Below are 26,217 nucleotides of genomic sequence, written 5' to 3' on the forward strand. Positions count from 1 at the left end.
ACTACGGCTGGCGCCGGTACACGTGCAGCGGCGCGGAGAAGCCGTCCTGCTCCTGGTACGCCACGCCGTCGAGCGTCAGCGTGCGCCCGTCCAGCTTCACGCCCGGGTCCTTCACCAGCTTGCCGCCGTCGAAGCGCACCAGCACCTCCGGCCGCGCGTCCGCCAGGCGCTGGCGGAAGGTGTCCCAGCGCACGCGCGCCATGCGCATCTCCGGCAGCGTGGAGAAGAAGGCCACCTGCAGGTCCATGTAGCTCGGATCATCGTCGATGGCCGCCGCGCCGCCCTTCGCCGCCACCTCCTCCTTGAGGTAGCGCGCCACCTGCATCACCGCCACGGGGTTCGTGGACGTGGGGCTCACCGGGCGCAGCGAGTCATGCAGCCCGCCCTCGGTGCGGAAGGTGTAGATGCCCAGCGCCACCGGCATCACCACCGCCAGCACCGCGCTCACGCCCACCACCGCGCGGCGCGCGAAGGCCCCCTTGTTGCCCACCAGCGCCGCCAGGCCCGGCGCCATGAACACCGGCAGCAGCACCAACTGCGTCACCGTGAAGCGCGCCAGGGGCACGAAGTTCAGCAGCACCGCCGCGCGCAGGGTGAAGTACAGCGTGGGCAGCACCGCCATCACCACCAGCCAGCGCGTCTCCGGGTGCTTCTTCCACGCGCGCACCATGCCCACGCCCCCCAGCAGCGCCACGCCGGGCGTCAGCGTGAAGAGCGCCACCGCGGGCCAGAACCCCAACTGCTGCAACCGCCAGCCCAGCGAGCCCCCCGCGCCACCGGAGTCGGACACCCACTGCTTGTGGAAGTCCTCCACCGCCTTGATGGGGAAGAACGGGTCGCCGTGCGCCAGCTCGTTGCCCTGCATCCACAGCAGCGGGAACGGCAGGCACACCAGGCCAAAGCCCACCGCGCGCGTCAGGGACGCCACCCGGTCCTCGCTGCTGAACACCAGCGCCACCGTGATGAGCGGGATGTACAGCCACGCGTCGTAGCGGAGCGCGCACGCGAAGTTGAGCAGCACCGCGCCCCAGAAGAGCGGCTGGAAGCGGTTCTCCTCCACGCCTTCCGCCACCAGCGCGAACACCGCCAGCATGAAGAAGAGCGACACCGCCTCGCTGCCCGCGGTGGTGGAGAACTGCAGGTGCATGCCCCACGCGCTGAAGGCCAGCCCCGCGGCCACGCCCGCGCGCCAGCCGAACAGCCGCCGCGTCAGCGCGAACAGCGGCACCACCGACGCCACCCCGAACAGCAGGCTCACCAGCCGGCCCGCGACGTCGCGCTCGAACACCGACAGCACCGCGCCCACCAGGTACAGGTGCAGGGGGCCGAACTGGAAGGTGCCGTCCTTGTAGGACGTGATGACGTGGGGGTCGGCCAGCCACCGCTCCGCCAGCTCCGTGCGCACCACCGCGTCCCCGAAGAGGTTCTCGTTGATGAAGAACACCCCCAACCGGGGCAGGAGCGCCGCCAGGAGCAGCAGGCCCACCAACCACCGGGTGGACGGCTCGGGCTGGGGTGCGGGCACCGCGGACAGACCGGGCACGGCGGCGGGAGGGGAGGCAGGGGCGGCGGGACTCGAAGCGGGAACCATGGAGGGCGCGAGGATACGCAGGCAGGACCCAAAGCCAAGTCAGCGCCCCACCCACCTGCCCGGTGCCCGCCCGCCTGCCCTGTGTCCCCTCTGGAATCACTTCCCCGGGCAGCATGGGATTCGCGCCGTTACGCACCCTTCTGGGCGGGATGGAACCGGTGCGCCGGCCGTCACGCCGACATGTGGAGCGGACACGGACGCCGCCCCACAGTGAGGGCCTGCCCGGACGGGATGTCCTCCAGCGGATGCCCAAGCGTCGGGAAGTACGCGCTTGGGTGAGGTGGGACCGGACACATCGCACCGGGGGGGCTCCTCCCAGCGCGCGTCAGGGTCCTTATAATCGAAGTGCCTTTTCACCCCGTGGAGGAGGGCGGCTCCCCTCCGACACGAGCCGAACGCGCGGTCCCACTCCGCGGCGGGGTCCCGAAGGGGCTGAAGCATCGCGATTGTCGTCGCCTGGGACCTCTTCGGAGTGGGTGTGGAATGGCCTTCCAGCCCTCCAGGTTCACCATGTTGGCCCCCCGGAAGCACGCGAGTCCTCGCGTCCTCCTGTGAGGCTACGAGGGAGAGACATGAAGGACGCTGAGAAGGGCTCGTGGGTCTCCAGAATCGCCGCGTTCCAGGACGTGAAGACCTACGCGGAACTCAACTGGGAGGGCTCTTTCGAGGACTACCTCGAAATCGTCCGCAAGAACCCCAAGGTCACCCGCACCGCCTTCCAGAGGATCTACGACATGATCCTCAGCCACGGGAAGTCGGAGTACATCGACAACAAGAAGAAGCTCACCCGCTACCACTTCTTCAGTGACGAGCGCTTCGGCGGCCGGGACGCCATCTTCGGCCTGGACGTGCCGCTGATGAAGCTCGTGAACGTCTTCAAGTCCGCCGCCCAGGGCTACGGCACGGAGAAGCGCGTCATCCTCCTGCACGGCCCCGTGGGCTCGTCCAAGTCCACCATCGCCCGCCTGCTCAAGAAGGGCATGGAGGAGTACTCCAAGACGCCGGAGGGCGCCGCCTACACCTTCTCCTGGCTCACCGACAAGAAGCAGCCGGACGGCACGGTGACGAAGGAGAAGATGAAGTGCCCGATGAACGAGGAGCCGCTCAACCTCATCCCGCGCGAGTGGCGTGACAAGGTCTTCTCCGAGCTGTCCCCGCCGGAGTCCGGCTACACGATTCCCGGCGGCTGCGAGCTGTGCCCCGCCTGCCGCTTCGTCTTCAAGGAGCTGATGACCCAGTACGGCGGTGACTTCGCCAAGGTCATGGGCCACGTCCACGTCAACCGGCTCATCTTCAGTGAGAAGGACCGCGTGGGCATTGGCACCTTCCAGCCCAAGGACGAGAAGAACCAGGACTCCACCGAGCTCACCGGCGACATCAACTACCGGAAGATCGCCGAGTACGGCTCGGACTCCGATCCGCGCGCCTTCAACTTCGATGGCGAGTTCAACATCGCCAACCGCGGCGTCATCGAGTTCGTCGAGGTGCTCAAGCTGGACGTCGCGTTCCTCTACGACCTGCTCGGCGCGTCGCAGGAGCACAAGATCAAGCCGAAGAAGTTCCCTCAGACGGACATCGACGAGGTCATCATCGGGCACACCAACGAGCCCGAGTACAAGAAGCTCGAGAACAACGAGTTCATGGAGGCCTTGCGCGACCGTACGGTGAAGATCGACATCCCGTACATCACCAAGCTGGCCGAAGAGGTGAAGATCTACGAGAAGGACTTCAACTCCCGCGCCATCAAGGGCAAGCACATCGCCCCGCACACGCTGGAGATGGCCGCCATGTGGGCCGTCCTCACGCGCCTGGAGGAGCCCAAGAAGCACAACCTGTCGCTCCTGCAGAAGCTCAAGCTCTACAACGGCAAGACGCTCCCCAACTTCACCGAGGACAACATCAAGGAGCTGCGCAAGGAGTCCGTGCGCGAGGGCCTGGAGGGCATCAGCGCCCGCTACATCCAGGACAAAATCAGCAACGCCCTGGTGAGCGACAAGGGCGAGGGCTGCATCAACCCCTTCATGGTGCTCAACGAGCTGGAAGCCGGCTTGAAGACGCACTCCCTCATCAACACCGAGGACGCGCGCAAGCGGATGAAGGAGCTGCTCACCACGGTGAAGCAGGAGTACGAGGACATCGTCAAGAACGAGGTCCAGCGCGCCATCAGCGCCGACGAGGACGCCATCGGCAAGCTGTGCGGCAACTACATCGACAACATCAAGGCCTTCACCCAGAAGGAGAAGGTCCGCAACAAGTACACCGGCATCTACGAGGTGCCGGACGAGCGCTTGATGCGGTCGATTGAAGAGAAGATCGACATCCCCGAGAGCCGCAAGGACGACTTCCGCGGGGAGATCATGAACTACATCGGCGCGCTCGCCGTGGAGGGCAAGACCTTCAACTACCGGACCAACGAGCGGCTGCACAAGGCGCTGGAGCTGAAGCTGTTCGAGGACCAGAAGGACAGCATCAAGCTCAAGAACCTGGTGTCGTCCGTCGTGGACAAGGAGACCCAGGAGAAGATCGACCTGGTGAAGGACCGGATGATGAAGAACTACGGGTACTGCGAGATCTGCTCCACGGACGTGCTGAACTTCGTGGCCAGCATCTTCGCCCGCGGTGACGCCAAGGAGTAACGCCTAGCGACTTGCCCAAGAGGGACGTGACACCGTGACCTTGAAGATCCACCAGGACCACTCCCGCTTCAAACAGATCGTCCGCGGGAAGATCAAAGCCAACCTGCGCAAGTACGTGCAGAAGGGCGAGATGCTGGGCAAGAAGGGCAAGGATGCCATCAGCATCCCCATCCCCTTCATCGACATCCCGCGCTTCAAGTACGGCCACAAGGAGCAGGGCGGCGTTGGACAGGGTGACGGTGACGTAGGCCAGCAGCTCGGTCCCGGGGCAGTGGAGCCCGGGGACGGGCATCAGGCCGGCCAGGGCGAAGGCGACCACGCCCTGGAGGTGGACGTCACGCTGGAGGAGCTGGCGCAGATTCTTGGCGAGGAGCTCCAATTGCCGCGCATCGAGCGGCGGCAGAACGAGCGCATCGTCACGCAGAAGGTGAAGTACACGGGCGTGAACACCACGGGCCCGGAGTCCCTGCGCCACTTCAAGCGCACCTTCAAGCAGGCCCTGAAGCGGCAGATCGCCACCGGCACCTACGACCCGAAGATGCCGGTCATCATCCCCACGCGCGAGGACCGGCGCTACCGCAGCTACAAGCTGCAGGAGCTGCCGGAGACCAACGCGGTCATCATCTACATGATGGACGTGTCCGGCTCGATGGGAGACGAGCAGAAGGAGATCGTCCGCATCGAGAGCTTCTGGCTCGATACGTGGCTCAAGCACCAGTACAAGGGGTTGGAGTCGCGCTACATCATCCACGACGCGGTGGCGCGCGAAGTGGACCGCGACACGTTCTTCCACACCCGCGAGTCCGGCGGGACGATGATCTCCAGCGCGTACAAGCTGTGCCGGGACATCATCCAGGCGGACTACCCGAAGAGCGCGTGGAACATCTACCCGTTCCACTTCAGCGACGGTGACAACTGGAGCGCGGACGACACGCGCCAGTGCATCGAGATGCTCCGCAACGACATCCTCCCGCAGGTGAACCAGTTCGCCTACGGGCAGGTGGAGTCCCCCTACGGCAGCGGGCAGTTCATCAAGGACCTGCGCGAGGCCGTGGGTGACACCAACAACGTCGCGCTGAGCGAGATCGCGGACAAGGACGCCATCTACGCCTCCATCAAGGACTTCCTCGGCAAGGGGCGCTGACACAGGCGCTTCTGTCTCATCCCCCACCGGAGCCACCGCCCCATGCCCAAGAGCCTCACACCGCGACTCGCAGCGCTTCGGGATGAAATCCACGGCTACGCCAAGGAGTTCGGCCTGGATTTCTTCGACACCGTCTTCGAGATGGTGTCCTACGACGAGATGAACATGGTGGCCGCCTACGGCGGCTTCCCCACCCGATATCCCCACTGGCGCTGGGGCATGGAGTACGAGCAGCTGGCGAAGGGGTACGAGTACGGGCTTTCGAAGATCTACGAGCTCGTCATCAACAACGACCCCTGCTACGCCTACTTGATGGAGAGCAACCCGGAGGTGGACCAGAAGCTGGTGATGGCCCACGTCTACGGTCACTGCGACTTCTTCAAGAACAACTTCTCCTTCCGGCACACCAACCGCCGGATGATTGATGACATGGCCAACCACGCCACCCGCGTCCGGCGGTGGGTGGACAAGATTGGCGTGGAGAAGGTGGAGGACTTCATCGACCGGACGCTGTCCCTGGAGAACCTCATCGACCAGCACGCGCCGCACATCCGGCGCAACCCGGACCCGCAGCGCGCGGAAGAAGAGGCCAAGTCCAACGAGCGCGTGGAGGGCTTCAAGGTGAACCGCGAGTACATGCGCGGCTTCATCAACCCCTCCGAGTTCATGGACTCACAACGCAAGCGCGCGGAGGACGAGAAGCAGCAGCGCAAGCGCTTCCCGGAGCGCCCGCAGCGCGACGTGCTCTACTTCCTGTTGGAGCACGCGCCGCTGGAGCCCTGGGAGGTGGACATCCTCTCCATCCTGCGCGACGAGGCGTACTACTTCGCGCCGCAGGGCCAGACGAAGATCATGAACGAGGGGTGGGCCAGCTACTGGCACTCCACCATCATGACCCGCCGGGCGCTGCGGGACGATGAGATCATCGACTACGCGGACCACCACTCCGGCACCATGGGCGTGCGCCCCGGCGCCATCAACCCGTACAAGCTGGGCATCGAGCTGTGGCGGGACATCGAGGACCGGTGGAACAAGGGCAAGTTCGGCAAGGAGTGGGACGAGTGCGATGACCTTCGCGCGCGCCAGGCCTGGGACAAGAAGCTGGGCGCGGGGCGGGAGAAGATCTTCGAGGTGCGCAAGCACTACAACGACATCACCTTCATCGACACGTTCCTCACCGCCGAGTTCGCCCAGCAGCAGAAGCTCTTCGTCTACGGCTTCAACGACAAGCGCAACTCGTGGGAGATTTTGGACCGCGAGTTCCGCAAGGTGAAGAACAAGCTGCTCACGTCCCTCACCAACTTCGGGCAGCCCATCATCGAGGTGGTGGACGGCAACTACGAGAACCGCTCGGAGCTGCTGCTCGCGCACAAGCACGACGGGCAGGACCTGAAGGGCGACTACGCGCGGGAGACGCTGCGCAACCTCCAGTCCCTGTGGCGGCGGCCGGTGAACATCATCACCCGCTACGACGGCAAGGGGACCCTCCTGCGCTACGACGGGCAGCACCACTCGGAAAAGAAAGTGGAGCTGTAACCGGCAAGCAGGCAGGCGGGCTGAGGAAGTGCGGTCAGGATTTGGGCGGAGGACCAACAGTCCTCTACACTCCTGTATCGCCCCCCATGAAGACCGCTTCCCTCCTCTGCCTTGCCGCCCTCGGGGTGGCTTCGACGTCCGAAGCCGCCACCCAGTTCGAAATCAAGAACCGCCGCATCGAGCCGCGCCAGACGCTGGCGGGCGCGCTGCACGACGCGCAGCTGCCCGACGAGCAGGTGACAGCGGTCATCTCCGCGCTGGAGGGCGTGTTCGACTTCCGCAAGTCGCGCGTGGGGGACCAGTTCCGGCTGGTGATGAAGAACGGCGAGCTGGACTTCTTCGACTACCGCCAGAGCACCGTGGACGAGTGGCAGGTGCGCCGCGACGGGGAGAAGTACGTCGGCAGCAAGCGCTCCATCGAGGTGGAGAAGCAGGTGTCGCTGGTGTCGCTGGAGATCAGCTCGTCCCTGTACGAGGCGACGCTGGCGGCCGGCGAGGACCCGTCCATCGGCCTGGTGCTGTCGGACGTGTTCGCGTGGGACATCGACTTCTACCGGGACGTGCGCAAGGGCGACAAGGCGAAGGCCCTGGTGGAGAAGTTCGTCTCCAAGGGCCGCGTGCTGCGCTACGGCGAGGTGCTGGCGGCCACGTATGAGGGCGACCTGGTGGGCAACAAGCGCGTGTTCCGCTACGTGCTGCCCAACGGCGAGGCCAACTTCTTCCAGGAGGACGGCGCCAGCGCGAAGAAGACCTTCCTCAAGAGCCCGCTGAAGTACGCGCACGTCACCAGCAGCTTCGGGTCGCGCTTCCACCCGGTGCTCCAGTACGTGAAGAACCACAACGGCGTGGACTACGGCACGCCCATTGGCACCCCGGTGTGGGCCGTGGCGGACGGCACCGTCCTGTCCGCGGGCAACGCGGGCGCCGCGGGCAACATGGTGGTGCTGCGCCACGCCAACGGCATGGAGACGCAGTACATGCACCTGTCGCGCTTTGGCGACGGCGTGCGCGCCGGCCAGCGCGTGCGGCAGAAGCAGGTGATTGCCTACTCCGGCAACACCGGCCGCTCCACGGGCCCGCACCTGCACTTCGGCCTGAAGCGCAACGGCACCTACGCCAACCCGCTCACCCAGAAGTTCCCCCGCGCGGATCCGCTGCCCAAGGAGCTGACGGCGGACTTCCTCGCCAAGGCGCACGACCTGGCCCAGCAGATTGACGCCGTGTCCGTGGCCGCCGTCGCCGGCCAGGCGGGCCCGCCGCCCACCGCCACGAAGTAGCCGCCTTCGCGTTGAAAGCCCCCGGGCCCCCTCCCCTTCACGGTGGAGCGGGGCCCGTCGCTTTTCCCGGGTCCATTCCGGACCGTCAGGTCCATTCGATGACGAACTCGGAGTCGCCCAGGCCCCGCTCGGTGCCCCGCACGCTGCCTTCACGGCGCAGCGCGGTGAGGGGGCCCGCGAGGATGCCCTCGTGGACCTCCACGGGCAGCAGGTCGCCCTTGAAGAAGAGCCGCACGCGCTTGTCGCCCAGCGCCTGGTACTCGCGCTGCCCGTAGCTCACCGCGGTGGAGTACGACGCGGGCGCGTTGCCGTAGAGGCGCTTGGGGTCCCCGCCGCCGGAGGTGAGGCGCAGGAGCGTCTGCCCCACCGTGGACTCGAAGAACGTGCCGACGATGGCCTCCCCGCACGCCCGCAGGGCCGCGTCACGCGAGCCGAACTCCGGCTGGAGCGCCTCCGACGCGAAGGCGAGCAGCCGCAGGAAGTCCACCGCCGGGTAGGAGAAGAAGTCCACCGGGCTGCGCTGCATGAGCGGCGCGCGCAGGCGCTCCGCGGCGTCACGCCCCAGCCGCTGGTGCACGAGCCGCAGCACCGCCGCGAAGCTCAGTCCGCGCACGGTGTCCCCAGGCCGGGTGAGGGCGATGCGCTCTTCCAGGTCGTCCAGGGGGAGGGACATTCGTGTTCCTTGTACTCCAGTTTTGCGCGTTTTCGGTCCCTCTCACGAAGGCCATGCGGATGTCTGTCATTCCCTGGGGCCGCGCCGCGTCACGGCGGGTCCCCAGGCACCTTCCCTCCCTGGCGGGGGAAGCGGCCGACCCCAGGTGGGGAACGTGGGTTTCCCCTGCCCTGGGCTGGCGTGACACGGTACCCTTCCGTCATGGGCGTCCCGCGTCAAAAGCGCGGGCGCTTGCGCAGTCCATCAACCCCTTCGCGACCTTCGAGACGACCGACTTATGGCTCCTCCCGCCTCCGCGCGCCCCGCATCGCCCCCGCCCTCCGCCTCGGGAACCCCCGAAGACAGCGGCCGCACCGGGCTCGACGCGGCCAGCGTCCGCCGCGGCTTCTTCGAACACGTGCGTTATTCGCGCGGCAAGAACCCGGAGACGGCCACTCCGCACGACCGCTTCATGGCGCTGTCCCTGGCCGTGCGCGACCGCCTCACGGACCGCTGGGTGAAGACGGCGCGCACCTACTACGAGCAGGACGTCAAGCGCGCCTATTACCTGTCCGCGGAGTACCTGCTGGGTCGCGCGCTGGGCAACAACCTGCTCAACCTCAACATGTACGAGGCCGCCGCCGCCGCCATGCAGGAAGTCGGCGTGGACCTGAGCCAGTTGTTGGAGATGGAGCCGGACGCGGGCCTGGGCAACGGCGGTCTGGGCCGGCTGGCGGCGTGCTTCCTGGATTCGCTGGCCACCCTGGGCTACCCGGGCATGGGCTACGGCATCCGCTACGAGTTCGGCATCTTCTCCCAGGACCTGGTGGAGGGACACCAGGTGGAGCGCGCGGACGAGTGGCTGAAGTTCGGCAACCCGTGGGAGATCGTCCGGCCGGAGAAGGCGGTGCCGGTGCGCTTCTTCGGGCGCGTGGAGCACCACCAGGGTCCGGATGGCCGGCCCGTGGCGCGCTGGGTGGGCGGCAAGACGGTGATTGGCGTGCCGTACGACACGCCCATCGCGGGCTACGGCAACAACACCGTCAACACGCTGCGGCTGTGGCAGGCGCGCGCGAGCGCCGAGTTCGACCTGCTGCTCTTCAACGCCGGTGACTACGAGCGCTCGGTGGTGGAGAAGAACGACTCGGAGGTCATCTCCAAGGTCCTCTACCCCAACGACGCGTTCCAGGCCGGCAAGGAGCTGCGCCTCAAGCAGCAGTACTTCTTCGTGGCGTGCTCCATCGCGGACATCGTCCGGCGCTACCTGAAGAACCACAACGACTTCCGGGACTTCTCCAGGAAGTGCGCCATCCAGCTCAACGACACGCACCCGGCCATTGGCGTGGCGGAGCTGATGCGCGTGCTGGTGGACGAGAAGCGCCTGCTCTGGGACGAGGCCTGGTCCATCACCCAGGAGACGTTCGGCTACACCAACCACACGCTGCTGGCGGAGGCCATGGAGCGCTGGCCGGTGTCGCTGTTCGAGCGCCTGCTGCCCCGTCACCTGGAGATCATCTTCGAGATCAACCAGCGCTTCATGCGCCAGGTGCAGATCCGCTACCCGTTCGACGTGGAGAAGCAGCAGCGGATGAGCCTGGTGGAGGAGGGCCCGGAGAAGAAGATCCGCATGGCCCACCTGGCCGTGGTGGGCAGCCACAGCATCAACGGCGTGGCCGCGCTGCACACGGACCTCTTGCGCCGCGACGTGCTCCCGGACTTCGCGCAGATGTACCCGGAGCGCTTCAACAACAAGACCAACGGCGTGACGCCGCGCCGGTGGCTGGCGTGGTGCAACCCGCGCCTGTCCAAGCTCATCACCAGCCGCATCGGTGAGGGCTGGGCCACGGACCTGGACCTGCTCCAGAAGCTTGAGCCGCACGCGGAGGACCCGGAGTTCCGCAAGGCCTTCCGCGAGGTGAAGCGCGCCAACAAGGAGGAGCTGGCCCAGCACGTGCGCGACCTGCGCTGGGTGCAGCTCAATCCGGACGCCATCTTCGACGTGCAGATCAAGCGCCTGCACGAGTACAAGCGGCAGCTCCTGGACGCCATCCACATCGTGGCGCTCTGGATGAAGGCGCGGCGCGACCCGTCCAGCGTCATCGCGCCCCGCGCGTTCCTCTTCGGCGCGAAGGCGGCCCCGGGCTACCACCTGGCGAAGCTGACCATCCGGCTCATCAACGGCATCGCGGAGGTGGTCAACAGCGACGCGGGCGCCACGGGGTTGCAGGTGGTGTTCCTGCCCAACTACCGGGTGAGCCTGGCGGAGCGCATCATCCCCGCGGCGGACGTGTCCGAGCAGATCTCCACGGCAGGCTGGGAGGCCTCCGGCACGGGCAACATGAAGCTGATGCTCAACGGCGCGCTGACGCTGGGCACGCTGGACGGCGCCAACGTGGAGATCCGCGACGCGGTGGGCGACGAGAACTTCTTCCTCTTCGGCCTGACGGCGGACGAGGTCATCGCGCGCAAGAAGGCCGGCTACCGGCCGCGCGAGGTGTACGAGTCCAACACGGAGCTGCGCGAGGCGTTGGACCTCATCCGCTCCGGCTTCTTCTCTCCGGAGGACCGCAACCTCTTCCAGCCGCTGGTGGACAGCCTGCTCAACGAGGACCGCTACCTCGTGCTCGCGGACTTCGCGTCGTACATGGCGAAGCAGGAGGACGTGGCGCGCGCCTACAAGGACCAGGAGTCCTGGACGAAGAAGTGCATCATCAACGTCGCCCGCGCGGGCATCTTCTCCTCCGACCGCACCATCAAGCAGTACGCGGAGGAGATCTGGCGCGTGCAGCAGACGAACGTGGAGTGATGTGAGGCCACGGGCGGCCCCGGCTGTATGACCGGGGCCACCGAGCCGTCACTCACGCGGCCTTGTTGAGCCACGCCTCGTACGCGCGGAAGTCGTAGTCGCGGCCGAGGAAGTGGTTCACCAGGCGCGCGGCGTCGTCGGAGCCGCCCGGCTCCAGCACCGCGCGGCGGTAGGCCTGCGCGGGCTCCGGGTTGAGCAGGCCCTTCGTCTGGAACACCGTGAAGAGGTCCTTCGCGATGACCAACGACCACATGTACGTGTAGTAGTTGGACGAGTACCCATCCAGGTGCCCGAAGGTGAGGTGGAAGTACGTGCCCTCCAGGTACGGGAAGGGGATGTACTGGCCCTGCAGCTCGCGCACGAGCGCGGTGGCGTCCAGGTTCTTCGGGTCGCGCCGGTACAGCTCCAGGCTGAGCGCCGCGTAGAACATCTGCTGGCGCACGAAGAGCCCCTTGCCGAACTCGTCCGCGGCGAGCATGCGCTCCACCAGCTCCGCGGGCAGCGCTTCTCCCGTCTGATAGTGCTTCGCGAAGGTCTGCAGGCACGTCACGTCACGCGCCCACTCCTCCAGCATCTGCGACGGGGCCTCGACGAAGTCCCACTCCGTGCGCACGCCGGAAAGGCCCGCCCACTTCGTGTGGCCGCCGAAGATGTGGTGCAGGAGGTGGCCGAACTCGTGGAAGAACGTCTCCACGTCGCCGTGCTGCATGAGCGCGGGCTCCGTGCCGGGCTTGGGGAAGTTGCAGATGAGGGCGCCTTCCGGGAGCCGCCGGCCTGACTTGCCGCTCGTCAGCGTGAACTGGGCCGCGTGCTTGTACTTGTCCGCGCGCGGGTGCATGTCCAGGAAGAAGCGGCCCTTGAGCGTCTGGCCTTCGTAGACGTCGTAGGCCTCCACGTCCGGGTGCCACACGGGCACGTCCTTCACCGGGCGGTAGGTGACGCCGAAGAGGCGCGCGGTGAGGTCCAGCACGCCCTGCTTCACGCGCGTGTATTCGAAGTACGGGCGCACCGTCTGCGAGTCGAAGGCGTACTGCTCCGCCTTCACGCGGTCATCCAGGTAGCCGGAGTCCCACGGGTTCACCTTGTCGGCCGCCGGGTCGTCCTTGCGCTTGCGCTCCAGGAGCACCGCGTAGTCGCGCTTCATGCGCTCCTCGGACGCGTCCGCGATCTTCCGGATGAAGGTGCCCGCGGCGTCCGCGGTGCGCACCATCTTGTCCTCGGTGGCGTAGGCGGCCCAGTGCGGGTAGCCCAGGAGCGTGGCCAGCTCATGGCGCTTCTGCACCAGGCTCTGGAGCACGTTCACGTTGGCGGGGTAGCCGCGCTGGCGGTTGGCGCGCCAGAGCTCCTCGCGGGCCTTGCCGTCGCGCGCGTAGGTGAGGAAGGGCACCAGGTCCGGGTAGTCCGTGGAGATGCGCACCTGGCCGTCCTCGCCGGGGGCGTGCGCGCGCACGTAGTCCTCCGGCAGGCCGTCCAGCGCGGACGGGGGCAGCGACACCTTGCGGGTGTCCTGGCTGATGTTGCGGCTGAACTCCTGGCCAATGCGGACCAGCTCCTCCTGGAGCGCCTTCACCCTGGCGCGGGTGGCGTCGTCGCGGTCCACGCCGGCGCGGCGGAAGTCGCGCAGCACCTTCTCCATCCACTTGCGCGTGGCGGCGTCCTCCTTGGACAGGTCCACGCGCGCCAGGACGTCGTAGACGCCCCGGTCCATGCGGATGTCGTTGGCCAGGTTCTCGATGGCCTGCTCGGAGGCCTCCGCGGCCTCGCGCAGGGCAGCCTCCGGGTGCGTGTGGCGCACGACGCTGGCGCGCGCGGCGGCGTCATCCAGCGCGGCGGAGGACTCGTCGAACAGCTCCAGGACCTCCCTGGGGGGCGTGGAGGCGGGCAGCGTCTTCAGTCGCGCGATGCCGTCGCGGGCCTTGGACAGGGCCTCCTCGCTCGCGCGGCGGAACTCCTCGGGCGGGCAGGTGACGTGGCGGGCGGCGTCGGGGACCAGGGGCTCGGACACGGGATGGGCTCCTCTCAAGCCGTGGGTGTGCGGGAAAGGGCTCAAAGCTAATGCGCCCCGTCCTCCCTGGCAGCATCCGAGTGGCCCGGCACGAGCGGTTGCCGGGCAGTGGACGCCCTCCCTCGCCCCGTTCGTCGGGCGGCGGACGGGCGGGCGGTGCCCCAACGGCGGAAGGCCGCCCCGGCGTGCGTGCCGGAGGCGGCCTTCCTGGGACTTCTTCAGAGGTAAGGCGGAGGCGTCAGTAGAACTCGAGCGGGCTCTGCGAGCTCTGCGGCTGCCGGACGGCGCGGGTCACGAAGTTCGCGCTGTTGTTGTCCGAGTCCTGCCCATTGCCACGAAGGGCGTCCGCGCCTCCCACGGCCATGGTGCCGGAGGTGGAGGTGGACACGGCCTTGCGCTCCAGGCTTCCGCCCACCGCCGGATGCGCGGGGGCCGCGGTGCCCTCAGGGGCATTGCCGGTGCCCCACCCCAGCTTGTCCACGTCCACGTACGTCCCGTCCACGGGCTGCTGGATGCGGACATGGCCACCCGCGGTCGTGGAGGCCGAGGCGTCGAAGGTGTAGCCTACGTCCTTGATGGCAGTGCCGCTGTAGTTCGCCCCGCCCAGGAGGAAGTAACCGTGGGCGCGGATGACCTTCCCAGAGGGAATGGTGACGGAGGAGCTCCAGGTGGTCCCGGTGGCGGACTTGTAGCTCACCTGCCAGTTGGACAGGTCCACGTCCGAGTTCGTCGGGTTGTAGAGCTCGATGAACTCGTCCGTCGCGGCCGTGCCCGTGCCGTTGCCGCCGCTGAACTCGCTGATGACCACGTGGTTCGTCAGCGGCGCCTTCACCACCACCTGCACCGTGCCCCAGGTGCCCGCTGCGGACGGATCCACCTTGCCGGACTGATCGCAGTACACCCACTGCTCGCCCGCGAACCGGTAGCGGAAGCCGTAGTTGTACGTGCCGGCCGTGGGAATCTGGAGGACCGCCTTCATCTCGTCGTTGTTGGAGTTCGTCGGGGCGTAGCCCGCGTTGAAGGCCGCCGCCGTCCACGTCCAGCCCGCCGGGTTGGCGGCGTCCGTGCCGTAGCCCAACTGCGCCTCGATGAGCGGGTAGAAGTCGTTGCCCTTCGTGTTCCGCTGCGTGACGTCGTAGCTGTAGAACTGGCTGAAGATGTCGTAGGCGACGTTGGGGTTGATGGTCGCCGGGTAGGTGCCATCCGGCGACGGGAACGTCTTCGGGTACTGGATGGCGCAGTAGTTGACCGGCTTCTCCACGTTCAGGCCGCAATCGTCATTGGCCTGGCCCGGCGTGCCCCGGTCCCCGCCGTTCAGGCTGCCGGTGGAGTCACACCAGTACCAGGCGCGGCCACTGCCCTTCGTCCCGATGATGCTGGCCGCGAGGCTCATGGCCCGGCCCGTCGTCTGGGGGAACGCGTTCGTGTACGTCAGGCTGTCCACCGTCACCGTGCCCTGCTTAAGCGTGATGGAGCCCGTGCTGTCCATGAACTTGTCGATGCCGTAGTCGGTGTTCGCCGACACGCCACCGTTGCGCGTGTAGTTCGCGTCCTGCGCGAGCACCGTCCGCCCGCCGGGGGGCACCAGCAGCGTGGGGTTGTGGTTCACCGTGAAGGACGTCTCCGTCCCCGCGCCGTTCACCAGCGTCACCGACAGGCCCTGCGCGTCCAGCAGGTGCGACGTGGTGTTGGTCAGCTCCAGGTACTCGGTGGTGCCCGCGGAGGGCGAGTGCATCACCTCCGAGATGACCAGCTCGCCCGCGCCCGGGTGCGGCGCGGTGGTGCACGCGCCCGCGTAGCAGACCGCGTTCGTGCCGGTGCAGACCTCGAGCGTCGAGTCGCCGTCCACGCAGGTCGGCGCGCCGTTCTGCACCACGCACACCGACGCGTAGACCTCCCGCGAGTAACCGTCCTCCGCGCACTGGGGCGCGGGAGGCGTGCACACGTAACCGTCGCACGGGTTGGTGGTGGCGGCGCTCGCGGTGGCCAGCGCGCTGGCGTTGTTCGCGCCGTCGAACGTCTTCAGCGCGAAGTGGTACGTCGTGCCCTCCGTCAGGCCGGTGACCGTGAATGACTCCGCCGTGCCCGCCGTCTTGGGCGCGCCCACGCCCGTCACGAGCGTGGCCCCGCCGAAGGAGGTGTCGTCGAGGGGGGCCGTGGCGTAGCGCAGCTCGTAGCGAGCGGCCGTGCCCAGCACGCCGTCATCGCCCGGAGCCTGCCAGTCCAGCCGGATGCTGGCACCGTCCACCGCCGTCGCACTGAAGCCCGTCGCGGCGGCCGGCGCCTCCGTGTCGAAGATGATCAGGTCCGCGGACGTGATGGACTGGAAGTCGTCCGCGCTCGCCTGGAACTGGTAGGTGCCTTCGTCATTGACGCTGAGCTCACCGAAGACGGCCACGCCACCCACGGGGGTACGCGTGGGGATGCCCTGGGCGAAGGTGCCACCCACCAGCGACAGCTGCACATCCACCGACGCGTCCGTGACGATGTTGCCGTAGGCGTCCTGCACCGCGACCTCGATGTCCACCAGCGCCTGCCGCACCGAACCCGTCGTGGGCGCGGAGGCGAAGGCCAGGTGGTCCGCGGAGGCGGGGATGATGGTGTAGGTGTGCGAGGCCGTGAGCGACGGGTCCGCCACGTCCTCCGCGGTGACGGACTGGTCCCCGGCGGTGCGCAGCTCCACGTTGAAGGTGTGCCGGCCCTCGTCCAGCAGGGTGAACGTATACGCGCCGGGCAGCACCGCCTGCGCAGCCGAAGACGTGAAGGTCACCGTGGACGCGTAGTCCGTCGCCACGTTGCCGTAGGTGTCACGCGCCACCAGCTCGTAGCTCAGCGACTGGCCCGCGCCGAAGGGGCCCGCGCTCGCGACGACTTCCAGGGACGCGGCCGTGCTGGCGCGCACCTCCGCGTTCACCGTCGCGGTGAGCGCCGGGGTCGCGGTGTCCGTGGCGGTGAGCGACTGCGTGCCCGCGGTCTTGAAGACGAGGCCGGAGACGGTCTTCTCGCCCAGGTCCTCCGGGGCGAAGGCGGCGTCCGCGGGGAGCTCCGCCTGCGCGTCCGAGGACGTGAAGTGCACCGTGCCGGTGTAGCCCTGGATGCGGTTGCCAAAGGCATCCGTCACGGACACGGTCACGTCGTTCGAGTCGCCCGCGTCAATCGGATCCGCGAAGGCCGTGAGCACGAGCTTCGCCGCGGCACCAGCGCCCACCGTGAAGGTCTGGCTTTCCCGCGTCAGCGCCCCCGCCGTGGCGGTGAACGTGAACGTGCCCGCCGTGTCCACGCGCAGGCCGGAGAAGGTGGCCACGCCGTTCACCGCCGCCTCGGTCACGGCCTGGAAGCCGGGCTGGCCGGTGAGGGTCAGCGTCACCGCCGTGGTGGCCGTGGAGACGACGTCGCCGCGCGAGTCCAGCAGCGACACCTTCACGTCCGTGAGCGCCGAGCCCGCATTTCCATTCGACGGCTGCGGCGTGAACGCCAGCTGCGTCACCTGCGGATCCATCGTGGAAACCGCGAGGCTGTCCGACCGCGCGGAGTTGCCCTGCGCGTCCGTCACCTTCAGGGCCACGTGGTACGTCTTGCCCGCCGCGAGCTCGAAAATGGTCTTGGTCGCCAGCGCCCCCGCGGGGAGCGGGACATCCGAGGACGCCAGCGTGGCCGCGTTGAAGGCCGCGTCCGACGTGATGGGCGACGTGGAGTAGCGCAGCTCCTGCGAGTTCGGCTGCCCCTGCGTCCCGTCATCCCCGACGCTCGTCCACTGCACGGTAATGCTGGTCTCCGAGGCGCCCGTCTGCACGAGCACCGGCTTCGCGGGCGCGATGTCATCCACCACCTGCACGTCAACGCTGCTCACGTCCGGCACGTTCGGCGCGGAGGCGACCAGGTGCGTGGTGCCATGCCCCACGATGCTCAAGCCCGTGAACGTCGCGACGCCATCCACCGGCGCCGCGCTCACGGTCCCGCCCAGCGTGAGGAAGGGCTCCACCGGCAGCGACAGCTTCACCGCCAGCCCGGGCACCGACACCGGGTTTCCGAAGGCATCCAGCACCATCACCTTCACCTCCCCCAGGGACGCGCGCGTCGACACGCGCGTGGCCGGCTGCTGCGTGAAGACCAGGCGCGAGGCCGTCGCCGCGGAGACGGTCACCCTGGGGAGATTGAACGAGAAGGCCCCCGCGCTGTCCTCGACCGTCAGGAACTGGAACCCGGCTGTGCGGAAGGTGATGCCCTGGAACTTGAACCTGCCCGCGTCCGCGGGGGTGAACGTGTGCGAGGGCAGCGTCGCGGCCGCGTCCGTGGACGTCAGCTTCACCGTGCCCGTGTAGGTCGTCACCGGGTTGGCGTACGCATCCGAGAGCGTGATCTCCAGGTCCTCCGCCACGCCCACCGTGGCGGTATCCAGGAAGCGGTCGTATCCCAGCGCCGTGACCGCACCGGGCGCCACGGAGAAGACAGTGCTGGCCACGGGCTCGAAGCCCGGTGCGGTCGCGATGAAGTGGTAGCCCCCGCCCGCCTTCTTCAACACCACGTCTGAAAAAGTCGCGACGCCGTTCACCGCCGCCACCGTCAACTGGCCCTCGGGGAACACGATGCCGCCGGAGCCCAGCGACAGCTTCACCTCCGCCGTGCTGTCCGTCACCACCTGGCCCGCGCCGTTGCGCACCTCCACCGTCAGGAGCTTGAGCGGCTCACCCGCCACGGCATCCGGCAGCGCCGAACGGAACGCCAGCGTCTTCACTGTGTTGACGTCGGCGAAGTCCACCGTGGCCGTCTGGGTGAGCGTCACCATCTTGCCCGTGTCGTCCTTCACGGACGCCTTCACCGTCTTCACGCCCGGCACCGTGGACGTCACGTGCGCCTGGGCCTCACCCTGGACGTTGGTGACGAGCGCGGACTCCAGGACGGAGGCGCCCTCCCCCTCCACCGTCAGCGACACCGTCCGCCCGGACAGCCGCGAGCCGTCCGCCTTGCGCAACGCCGTCACCGTGACGAGCGCGAAGTCGCTGCCGTTCGCCAGCACGCCCGTGGCCGGGTCCGCAACCACCGTGGAGGCCTCCGCGTCCACGACGCCCTCGGGCGGCTGCGGGGTGACTCCAGGTTCACTACAGCCCAGCGACAAGCCCAGACACAGCACGCTCAACCCCAGACAGCGGGCGAGCACAGCGATCCGTGGGGACATGAATGTCTCCGTCCAGCGAGCAGACCCCACGCGGCGGCAGACGCTTCACGCGGGGTTGCAGTGCTTTCTAGCAGACATCCCCCGGTCACCGCGAAGCGGCACCGGAACTTTGCACAGAAACTGGAACGAACAGTTTCCGGTTTGGGGCACAAGCGTCAGTGGAATGTCGAAGCCGTAGGCATCATCCGCCCCTATCGCACCGAGCCCGTCGTGGGCGCGGAGGCGGGAATGATGGTGTAGGTGTGCGAGGCCGTGAGTGACGCATCCCGCATGTCTTCCACCGTGACGGACTGGTTCCCGGCGGTGCGCAGCTTCACGTTGAAGGTGTGCCGGCCCTCGTCCAGCGGGGTGAAGAAAAAGGGCCGGGGCAGCACCGCCAACAGGTCCGATGAGGAGAAGCTCACCATGGCCGAGTAGTCCTTCGCCACGTTGCCGTAGGCGTCATGCACCACCACCTCGTAGCTCAGCGACTCACCCGCGATGAAGGGACCCGCGCTCGCGACGACGGAGAAGGAGGCGGCCGTGCTGGCGCGCACCTCCGCGTTCACCGTCGCGGTGAACGCCGGGGTCGCGGTGTCCGTGGCGGTGAGCGACTGCGTGCCCGCCGTCTTGAACACGAGGCCGGAGACGGTCTTCTCACCCTGGTCCTCCGGCGCGAAGACCGCGTCCGCGGGGAGCTCCGCCTGCGCATCCGAGGACGTGAAGCGCACCGTGCCGGCGTAGCCCTGGATGCGGTTGCCAAAGGCATCCGTCACGGACACGGTCACGTCGTTCGAGTCGCCTGCGTCGACCGGGTCCGCGAACGCCGCGAGCACGAGCTTCGCCGCAGCGCCGGCGCCCACGGTGAAGGCCTGGCTCACCAGGGTCAGCGAACCCGCGGTGGCCGTGAACGTGTATGTGCCCACCGTGTCCACGCGCAGGCCGGAGAAGGAGGCCACGCCGTTCACCGCCTCCACCGTCACCGCCTGGAAGCCGGGCTGGCCGGTGAGCGTCAGCGTCACCGCCGTGGTGGCCGTCGGGACGACGTCTCCGCGCGAGTCCAGCAGCGACACCTTCACGTCCGCGAGCGCCGAGCCCGCGGTCCCGTTCGCCGGCTGCGGCGTGAACGCCAGCTGCGTCACCTGCGGATCCGCCGTGGACACCGCGAGGCTGTCCGACCGCACGGAGTTGCCGTGCGCATCCGTCACCTTCAGCGCCACGTGGTACGTCCTGCCCGCTCCGAACCCCGTGAGGGTCGCGGACTGCACCGTGCCCGGAGGCACGGGGGCACCGGCCGATACCGGCACCGCCGCGTCGAAGGCCGCGTCCGACGTGATGGCGGACGTGGCGTAGCGCATCTCCTGCGACGCCAGTTGTCCCTGCACACCGTCATCGCCCACGCCCGTCCACTGCACGGTGAGGCCGGTCGCCGTGGCCCCCGTCTGCGTCAGCACCGGCTTCGCGGGCGGCACATCGTCCACCACCTGCACGTCCGCACTGCTCGCGTCCTGCAGGCCCTGCGCGGACGCCACCAGGTGCGTGGTGCCATTCCCCGCGATGCTCAAGCCCGTGAACGTCGCGACGCCGTAGACCAGGGTTGAGCTCACGGTCCCGCCCAGCGTGAAGTCCCCCGCCGGCAGCGACAGCTTCACCTCCAGCGTGGGCTTCCCCGCCGGGTTGCCGAAGGCATCCTGGACCATCACCCTCACCTCCCCCAGGGAGGCACGCGACGACACGCGCGAGGCAGGCTGCTGCGTGAAGACCATGCGAGCGGCCGCCCCGGACATCACGTACGTTCCCAGGGTCAGCCGGAAGGAGAAGGCCCCCTGGCTGTCAGCGACCGTCAGGAACTGGCCCCCGGCCGTGCGGAAGATGATGCCCTGGAATCTGAACTTGCCCATGTCCGCGGCGGTGTACGTATGGGAGGGCAGGGTCGCGGCCGCGTCCGTGGACGTCAGAATCACCGTGCCCGTGTAGTTCGTCACCAGGTTGGAGTACGCGTCCACGAACGAGACCTCCAGGTCCTTCGCCACACCGGCCGTGACGACCTCCAGGAAGTCGTCCACGATCAGCGTCGCCACCGCACCGGGCGCCACGGAGAAGACACTGCTGGCCGCGGGCACGGAGCCCGGCGCGTTCGCGATGAAGTGGTAGCCCCCGCCCGCCTTCTTCAGCACCACGTCCGGGAAGGTCGCGACGCCATTCACCGCCGCCACCTTCAGATGGCCCTCGGGGGCCCCGCTGCCGCCGGAGCCCAGGGACAGCGTCACCTCCACCGTGCTGTCCGTCACCACCGCGCCCGCGCTGTCCCGGACCTCCACCACCAGGAGCTTGAGCGGCTCGCCCGCCACGCCATCCGGCAGCGCCGAGCGGAACGCCAGCAACCTCGCGTTGTTGACGTCGACGAAGTCCACCGTGGCCGTCTGGGTGAGCTGCACCCTCTTGCCCGTGTCGTCCTTCACGGACGCCTTCACCGTCTTCACACCCGGCACCGTGGACGTCACGCGCGCCCGGGCCTCACCGTTGAGGTCGGTGATGGCCGCCGACTCCAGGACGGAGGCGCCCTCCCCCTCCACCGTCAGTGACACCGTGCGCCCGGACAGCGGGGAGCCATCCGTCTTGTGCAGCGCCGTCACGGTGATGACCGCCGTGTCCTGACCGTTCGCGATCACTCCCGTGGGCCGGTCCACCACCACCGTGGAGGCCTCCGCGTCCACCACGGCCTCGGGCGGGGGCAGCGGGGAGACACCGGGCTCCGTACAGCCCAGCGACAACCCCAGGCACAACACGCTCAAACCCAGACAGCGGGCGAGCACAGCAATCCGTGAGGCCATGGATGTCTCCGTCCAGCGAGCAGCCCCCGCGCGGCGGCATGCGCTTCACGCGGGGTTGCAAGGCTTTCTAGCAGACCTCCCCCGGCCACCGCGAAGCAGGGCCGGGGCCATGCACATCAACTGGAAGTCAGCCGTTGATGGCCTGGAGCACCGCGGCACCGCCCAGGAGGGACTGGCCACCGTCGCAGACCATGATGGCGCCGGTGATGTACGACGCGGCGTCCGAAGACAGGAACAGGGCCAGCCGGGCGATGTCGTCCGGCTTTCCGAAGCGCTGGAGCGGCAGCGCCTCCGCGAGCTTCTGACGGGCGCCCTCGGAAGGGGCCAGGCGGCTCATGCCCTCCGTGCCTTCAATGGGGCCCGGGGTGATGGCGTTGACGCGCACGCCCGTGCCGCCCCACTCGATGGCGAGCACGCGGGTGAGCATGTCCACGCCGGCCTTGGCGGCGCACACGTGGGCCTGCATGGCCATGGGCAAGTAGGCCTGGGGCGCGGAGATGTTGATGACGGCGGCGCCCGGCTTGCGCAGGTGTTCGAAGGCGGCGCGGGACACGTTGAAGGTGCCCAGCACGTCGATGTCCATCACCGCCTTGAAGCCGTTGGAGGACATGCCCAGCGCGGGCGCGGGGAAGTTGCCGGCGGCGCCGCACACCAGGATGTCGATCTCCCCGTACGCGTCCTTCACCTGCTGGAGCGCCTTCTCCACCGACGCGTAGTCGCGCACGTCCGCGGCCACGCCCATGGCGGTGCCGTGGACCTGGAGGCCCTTCACCGCGCCCTCCAGCTTCTCCACGTTGCGGCCGTTGATGGCCACCTTCGCGCCCGCCTGCACGAACGCGGTGGCGATGCCGAGGTTGATGCCGCTGCTGCCGCCGGAGACAAACGCCGTCTTGCCCTTGAGCAGCCCGTCCTTGAACACGCTGTCCGCCATGGAGTCGCTTCCTTTCGAAATCAGCCGAACTCCACGACCTTCTGCCCGAAGAGGCGGTCCACCGCGAGGAGCAAATCGTCGTTCACCTGCACCTTGAGGGTGGTGCCGGAGATGTGCGCCTCCGCCTCCCCGGGGAACAGCACGCTCACCGCCACCGGGGTCGCGCCCGCGTACTTCTTGGCCAGCTCGTTGAGCTTCGCCAGCCGCTCCTCGGTGACGACGTCCGCGGGCAGCCGCAGCTCCAGGCGCTTGGTGCGCTTCTCACGCACGGCCTTGAGGCTCTGGATGTCCTCGACGATGAGCTCCGCGGTGGGCGTGTTCTCGTCGCGCTGGGAGATCTGCACGGTGCCGGTGACGAGGATGGGGTCGTCCGACTTGAGCAGGTGCTCCCAGTGCTCGTATCCCGGCTTGGGGCCCTGCTTGGACCACTTGCCGTCCTTGCCCATCACGTTGCGCGTGCCGTCCTTGCCCGGGAAGCACACCAGCTCCGTGGAGCCGGACAGGTCTTCGATGGTGACCCACGCCATGCGCTTGCCCGTCTTGGTGGGGCGCTCGCGCAGCACGGTGATGATGCCCGCCACGGTGAGCTTCTCGTCGCGGCGCGCGCGCTGCACGGCGGTGATGGGCCGCGCGTAGCGCTTGAGCTCCTTCTCGTACTGGTACAGCGGGTGGCCGGACACGTAGAAGCCGATGGCCTCCTTCTCGAAGGCCAGGCGCTCCTTCTCCGGCCACTCCTCCACCTGGGCGTAGTCGTCCTTGAGGCCGGTGCCAGAGGACGCGGGGCCCGCGAGCATGCCGAACAGCGAGCTCTGGCCCGCGGCCTTGTCCTTCTGGCTGGAGGAGCCGCGGTTCATCGCGCGCTCAATCGTGTCGAAGAGCTGCGCGCGGGGGCGCTTCTCGAAGTCGAAGGCGCCGGCCTTCACGAGCGCCTCCAGCACCTTGCGGTTGACGCGGCGGCCGTCCACGCGCTCGCAGAAGTCGAAGAGGCTCTTGAAGGGGCCTTCCTTGCGCGCCTCCAGGATGGACTCGATGGCGCCCTCGCCCACGCCCTTGATGGCGCCCAGACCGAAGCGGATCTTCCCCTCCACCGCGCCGAAGGCCATGTCGGACTGGTTCACGTCCGGCGGCAGCACCTGCGTGCCCGACTCGCGGACCTCGCCGATGTGCTTCACCACCTTGTCGGTGTTGTCCTTCTCGCTGGTGAGAAGGGCGGCCATGAACTCGCACGGGTAGTGGGCCTTGAGCCACGCCGTGTGGATGGTGACCAGGCCGTACGCCGCGGAGTGGCTCTTGTTGAAGCCGTACTCGGCGAACTTCTCCATCAGGTCGAAGATTTCGCCCGCGACCTTCAGGTCCACGTTGTTGGCCTTGCAGCCCTCCAGGAAGCCGGCGCGCTCGGCCTGCATGACCTCGGCCTTCTTCTTGCCCATGGCGCGGCGAAGAAGGTCGGCGCGGCCCAGGGTGTAGCCTCCCAGCACCTGGGAGATCTGCATCACCTGTTCCTGGTAGACGATGACGCCGTAGGTGTCCTTGAGCACCGGCTCCAGCTTCGGGTGCGGGTAGGCCACCTTCTCCCGGCCGTGCTTGCGGTTGATGAAGACGTCCACCATGCCGGAGTCCAGCGGACCCGGGCGGTAGAGCGCGCCGGCGGCGATGACGTCTTCGAAGCAGGTCGGCTTGAGCTTCATCACCATTTCGGTGAAGCCGCTGGACTCCATCTGGAAGACGCCGGCGGTGTCGCCCTCCGCCATCAGCTTCCACATGGCCTCGTCATCCAGCGGGATTTCGTGCCTCTTGATGTCCTTGCCGTGGTTGCGGTTCACCAGGTCCAGCGCGTGCTGGATGACCGTGAGCGTCTTCAGGCCGAGGAAGTCGAACTTCACCAGGCCCGCCGCCTCCACCTCGTCCTTGGCGAACTGGGTGATGAGGATCTTCTCGCCGGGCGGCTGGTAGACGGGCACGAACTCCCAGAGCGGCTTGTCCGCGATGACCACGCCCGCGGCGTGCATGCCGGGCTGGCGGTGCAGGCCCTCCAGCGCGAGCGCGATCTCCAGCACGTCCTTGGTGGTGACGGGGTTGCCCTCCACCTCACCGATGTTCTGGGGCTTTTCGATCATCTCCTTGAGGCGAGGCTCCATCTCGATGGCCTCCTTCAAGGTGATGTTGAGGACCTCGGGCACCAGCTTGGCGATGCGGTCGCCTTCGCTGAAGGGCAGGCCGAAGACGCGGCACACGTCGCGCAGCACGCTCTTGGCCTTGAGCGAGCCGAACGTGATGATCTGCCCCACGTTCATCTCGCCGTACTTGCGGCCCACGTACTTGATGACCTCGTCGCGCCGGTCCTGGCAGAAGTCGATATCGAAGTCCGGCATCGACACGCGCTCCGGGTTGAGGAAGCGCTCGAAGAGGAGGTTGTACGGGATGGGGTCCAGGTCGGTGATGCGCAGCGCGTAGGCCACCAGCGAACCGGCGCCGGAGCCACGGCCCGGGCCCACCGGGATGTTGTGGTCCTTGGCCCAGTTGATGAAGTCCTGGACGATGAGGAAGTAGCCAGAGAAGCCCATGCGCTGGATGACGCCCAGCTCCAGCGTGAGGCGCGCCTGGTACTGCTCGCGGTCGATGGGGTACTGGCCCTCCAGCTCCTTGAAGCGCTGGCGCAGGCCCTCGTAGGCCAGCTCCGACATGAAGGTGTCCGGGGTGTGGCCGTCCGGCACCTTGAACGTGGGGAGCATGGGCTTGCCCAGCTTCAGCTCCACGTTGCACATCTCCGAGATGCGCATGCTGTTGTGCACGGCCTCCGGCGAGTCGGAGAAGAAGCCGAGCATCTCCTCCGGGCTCGTGACGTAGAGCTTGTCGGTGGAGTGGCGCAGGCGCTTGTTGTCCGCCAGCGTCTTGCCGCTGGCGATGCACATGAGCAGCTCGTGCGCCTTGGCGTCCTCGCGCTTGATGTAGTGCGCGTCCGCGGTGGCGACGAGCGGGATGTCCAGGTCACGAGACAACTGCTTCAGGTTCTCGTTGGCCTTGTCCTGCTCGACCATGCCGTTGGACTGGACCTCCAGGTAGAAGCTGTCGGGCTCGAAGATGCCCTTGTATTCGGCGGCCACGCGGCGGGCATGGTCCATGTCGCCGCGGAAGCACGCGCTCGTGACCTCACCGCCCAGGCACGCGGTGAGGCCCACCAGGCCCTTGCTGTGCTCCGCGAGCACCTGCTTGTCGATGCGCGGGTGGTAGTAGAACCCGTTCATGTACGCGGTGGAGGACAGGTAGCGCAGGTTCGCGTAGCCCTCCGCGTTCTTGGCCAGGAGGATGAGGTGGTGGGCCACCTTCTCCGAACGGTCCTCGCGCCCCTTGGGGCCGGCGACGTAGGCCTCCAGGCCGAGGATGGGCTTGATGCCGGCGTCCTTGGCCTTCTTGTAGAAGTCGATGGTGCCGAACATGTTGCCGTGGTCCGTCACGGCCACGCTCGACATGCCCTTCTCCTTCACCGTCTTGATGAGGTCCTTCATCCGGATGGCCCCATCCAGCAGCGAATAGAGGGTGTGGAGGTGAAGGTGGGTAAAGGACATGGGCGTTCCGGCTCCCGGTGAAGAAAGAGGCGCCTGAACACTAGAGCCCGCAACCCCTGCTCGCCAGTCCAGTGACGGGGCCGG

Annotated in this window: 12 protein-coding genes; 5 read left to right on the forward strand and 7 right to left on the reverse strand. The window is 67.8% G+C overall.

Going from position 1 to position 26,217, the window contains the following annotated elements:
* Position 1: 1 nt before the first annotated feature.
* The gene (locus tag ACX114_RS31605) at positions 2 to 1,591 is read right to left on the reverse strand and encodes an ArnT family glycosyltransferase (protein ID WP_459290717.1); all 1,590 of its coding nucleotides are present in this window, start codon (positions 1,589 to 1,591) and stop codon (positions 2 to 4) included.
* Between the two features lie 572 nt (positions 1,592 to 2,163).
* On the opposite strand from ACX114_RS31605, the gene ACX114_RS31610 reads away from it, so the two are divergent.
* From ACX114_RS31610 to ACX114_RS31625, 4 genes are all read left to right on the forward strand, one after another.
* Complete coding sequence (locus tag ACX114_RS31610) at positions 2,164 to 4,227, forward strand: PrkA family serine protein kinase (RefSeq protein ID WP_207048052.1); 2,064 nt, start codon at positions 2,164 to 2,166, stop codon at positions 4,225 to 4,227.
* A gap of 34 nt (positions 4,228 to 4,261) precedes the next feature.
* Positions 4,262 to 5,371: a DUF444 family protein gene (locus tag ACX114_RS31615; protein WP_120549429.1), complete on the forward strand. Its 1,110-nt coding sequence runs from the start codon at positions 4,262 to 4,264 to the stop codon at positions 5,369 to 5,371.
* A 42-nt stretch (positions 5,372 to 5,413) separates the two neighbouring features.
* Positions 5,414 to 6,907 (forward strand): SpoVR family protein, encoded by a 1,494-nt coding sequence (locus ACX114_RS31620; protein WP_120549430.1) that lies wholly within the window; start codon positions 5,414 to 5,416, stop codon positions 6,905 to 6,907.
* Between the two features lie 86 nt (positions 6,908 to 6,993).
* Complete coding sequence (locus ACX114_RS31625; RefSeq protein ID WP_459290720.1) at positions 6,994 to 8,184, forward strand: peptidoglycan DD-metalloendopeptidase family protein; 1,191 nt, start codon at positions 6,994 to 6,996, stop codon at positions 8,182 to 8,184.
* 85 nt (positions 8,185 to 8,269) lie between these two features.
* Here the strand turns inward: ACX114_RS31625 and ACX114_RS31630 are convergent, their stop codons facing one another.
* Complete coding sequence (locus ACX114_RS31630; RefSeq protein ID WP_459290722.1) at positions 8,270 to 8,857, reverse strand: DUF2378 family protein; 588 nt, start codon at positions 8,855 to 8,857, stop codon at positions 8,270 to 8,272.
* A gap of 277 nt (positions 8,858 to 9,134) precedes the next feature.
* Here ACX114_RS31630 and ACX114_RS31635 point away from each other — a divergent pair, with 277 nt between their 5' ends.
* On the forward strand, positions 9,135 to 11,642 hold the full coding sequence (locus ACX114_RS31635) for a glycogen/starch/alpha-glucan phosphorylase (RefSeq protein WP_459290724.1): 2,508 nt from the start codon (positions 9,135 to 9,137) through the stop codon (positions 11,640 to 11,642).
* A gap of 52 nt (positions 11,643 to 11,694) precedes the next feature.
* Here the strand turns inward: ACX114_RS31635 and ACX114_RS31640 are convergent, their stop codons facing one another.
* From ACX114_RS31640 to dnaE, 5 genes are all read right to left on the reverse strand, one after another.
* Positions 11,695 to 13,647, reverse strand: coding sequence for a M3 family metallopeptidase (locus tag ACX114_RS31640; protein ID WP_459290726.1), 1,953 nt, complete (start codon positions 13,645 to 13,647; stop codon positions 11,695 to 11,697).
* 238 nt (positions 13,648 to 13,885) lie between these two features.
* Positions 13,886 to 18,823 (reverse strand): lamin tail domain-containing protein, encoded by a 4,938-nt coding sequence (locus tag ACX114_RS31645; RefSeq protein WP_459290728.1) that lies wholly within the window; start codon positions 18,821 to 18,823, stop codon positions 13,886 to 13,888.
* Positions 18,824 to 19,014: 191 nt separating this feature from the next.
* On the reverse strand, positions 19,015 to 21,636 hold the full coding sequence (locus ACX114_RS31650; protein ID WP_459290730.1) for an Ig-like domain-containing protein: 2,622 nt from the start codon (positions 21,634 to 21,636) through the stop codon (positions 19,015 to 19,017).
* 127 nt (positions 21,637 to 21,763) lie between these two features.
* Positions 21,764 to 22,567 (reverse strand): SDR family oxidoreductase, encoded by an 804-nt coding sequence (locus ACX114_RS31655; RefSeq protein WP_459290732.1) that lies wholly within the window; start codon positions 22,565 to 22,567, stop codon positions 21,764 to 21,766.
* 20 nt (positions 22,568 to 22,587) lie between these two features.
* A complete protein-coding gene (gene dnaE / locus ACX114_RS31660; RefSeq protein WP_459290734.1) occupies positions 22,588 to 26,133 on the reverse strand; it encodes a DNA polymerase III subunit alpha in 3,546 nt (1,181 codons plus the stop codon).
* Between the last annotated feature and the right edge of the window lie 84 nt (positions 26,134 to 26,217).

The organism is Corallococcus sp. M7, assembly GCF_054512695.1.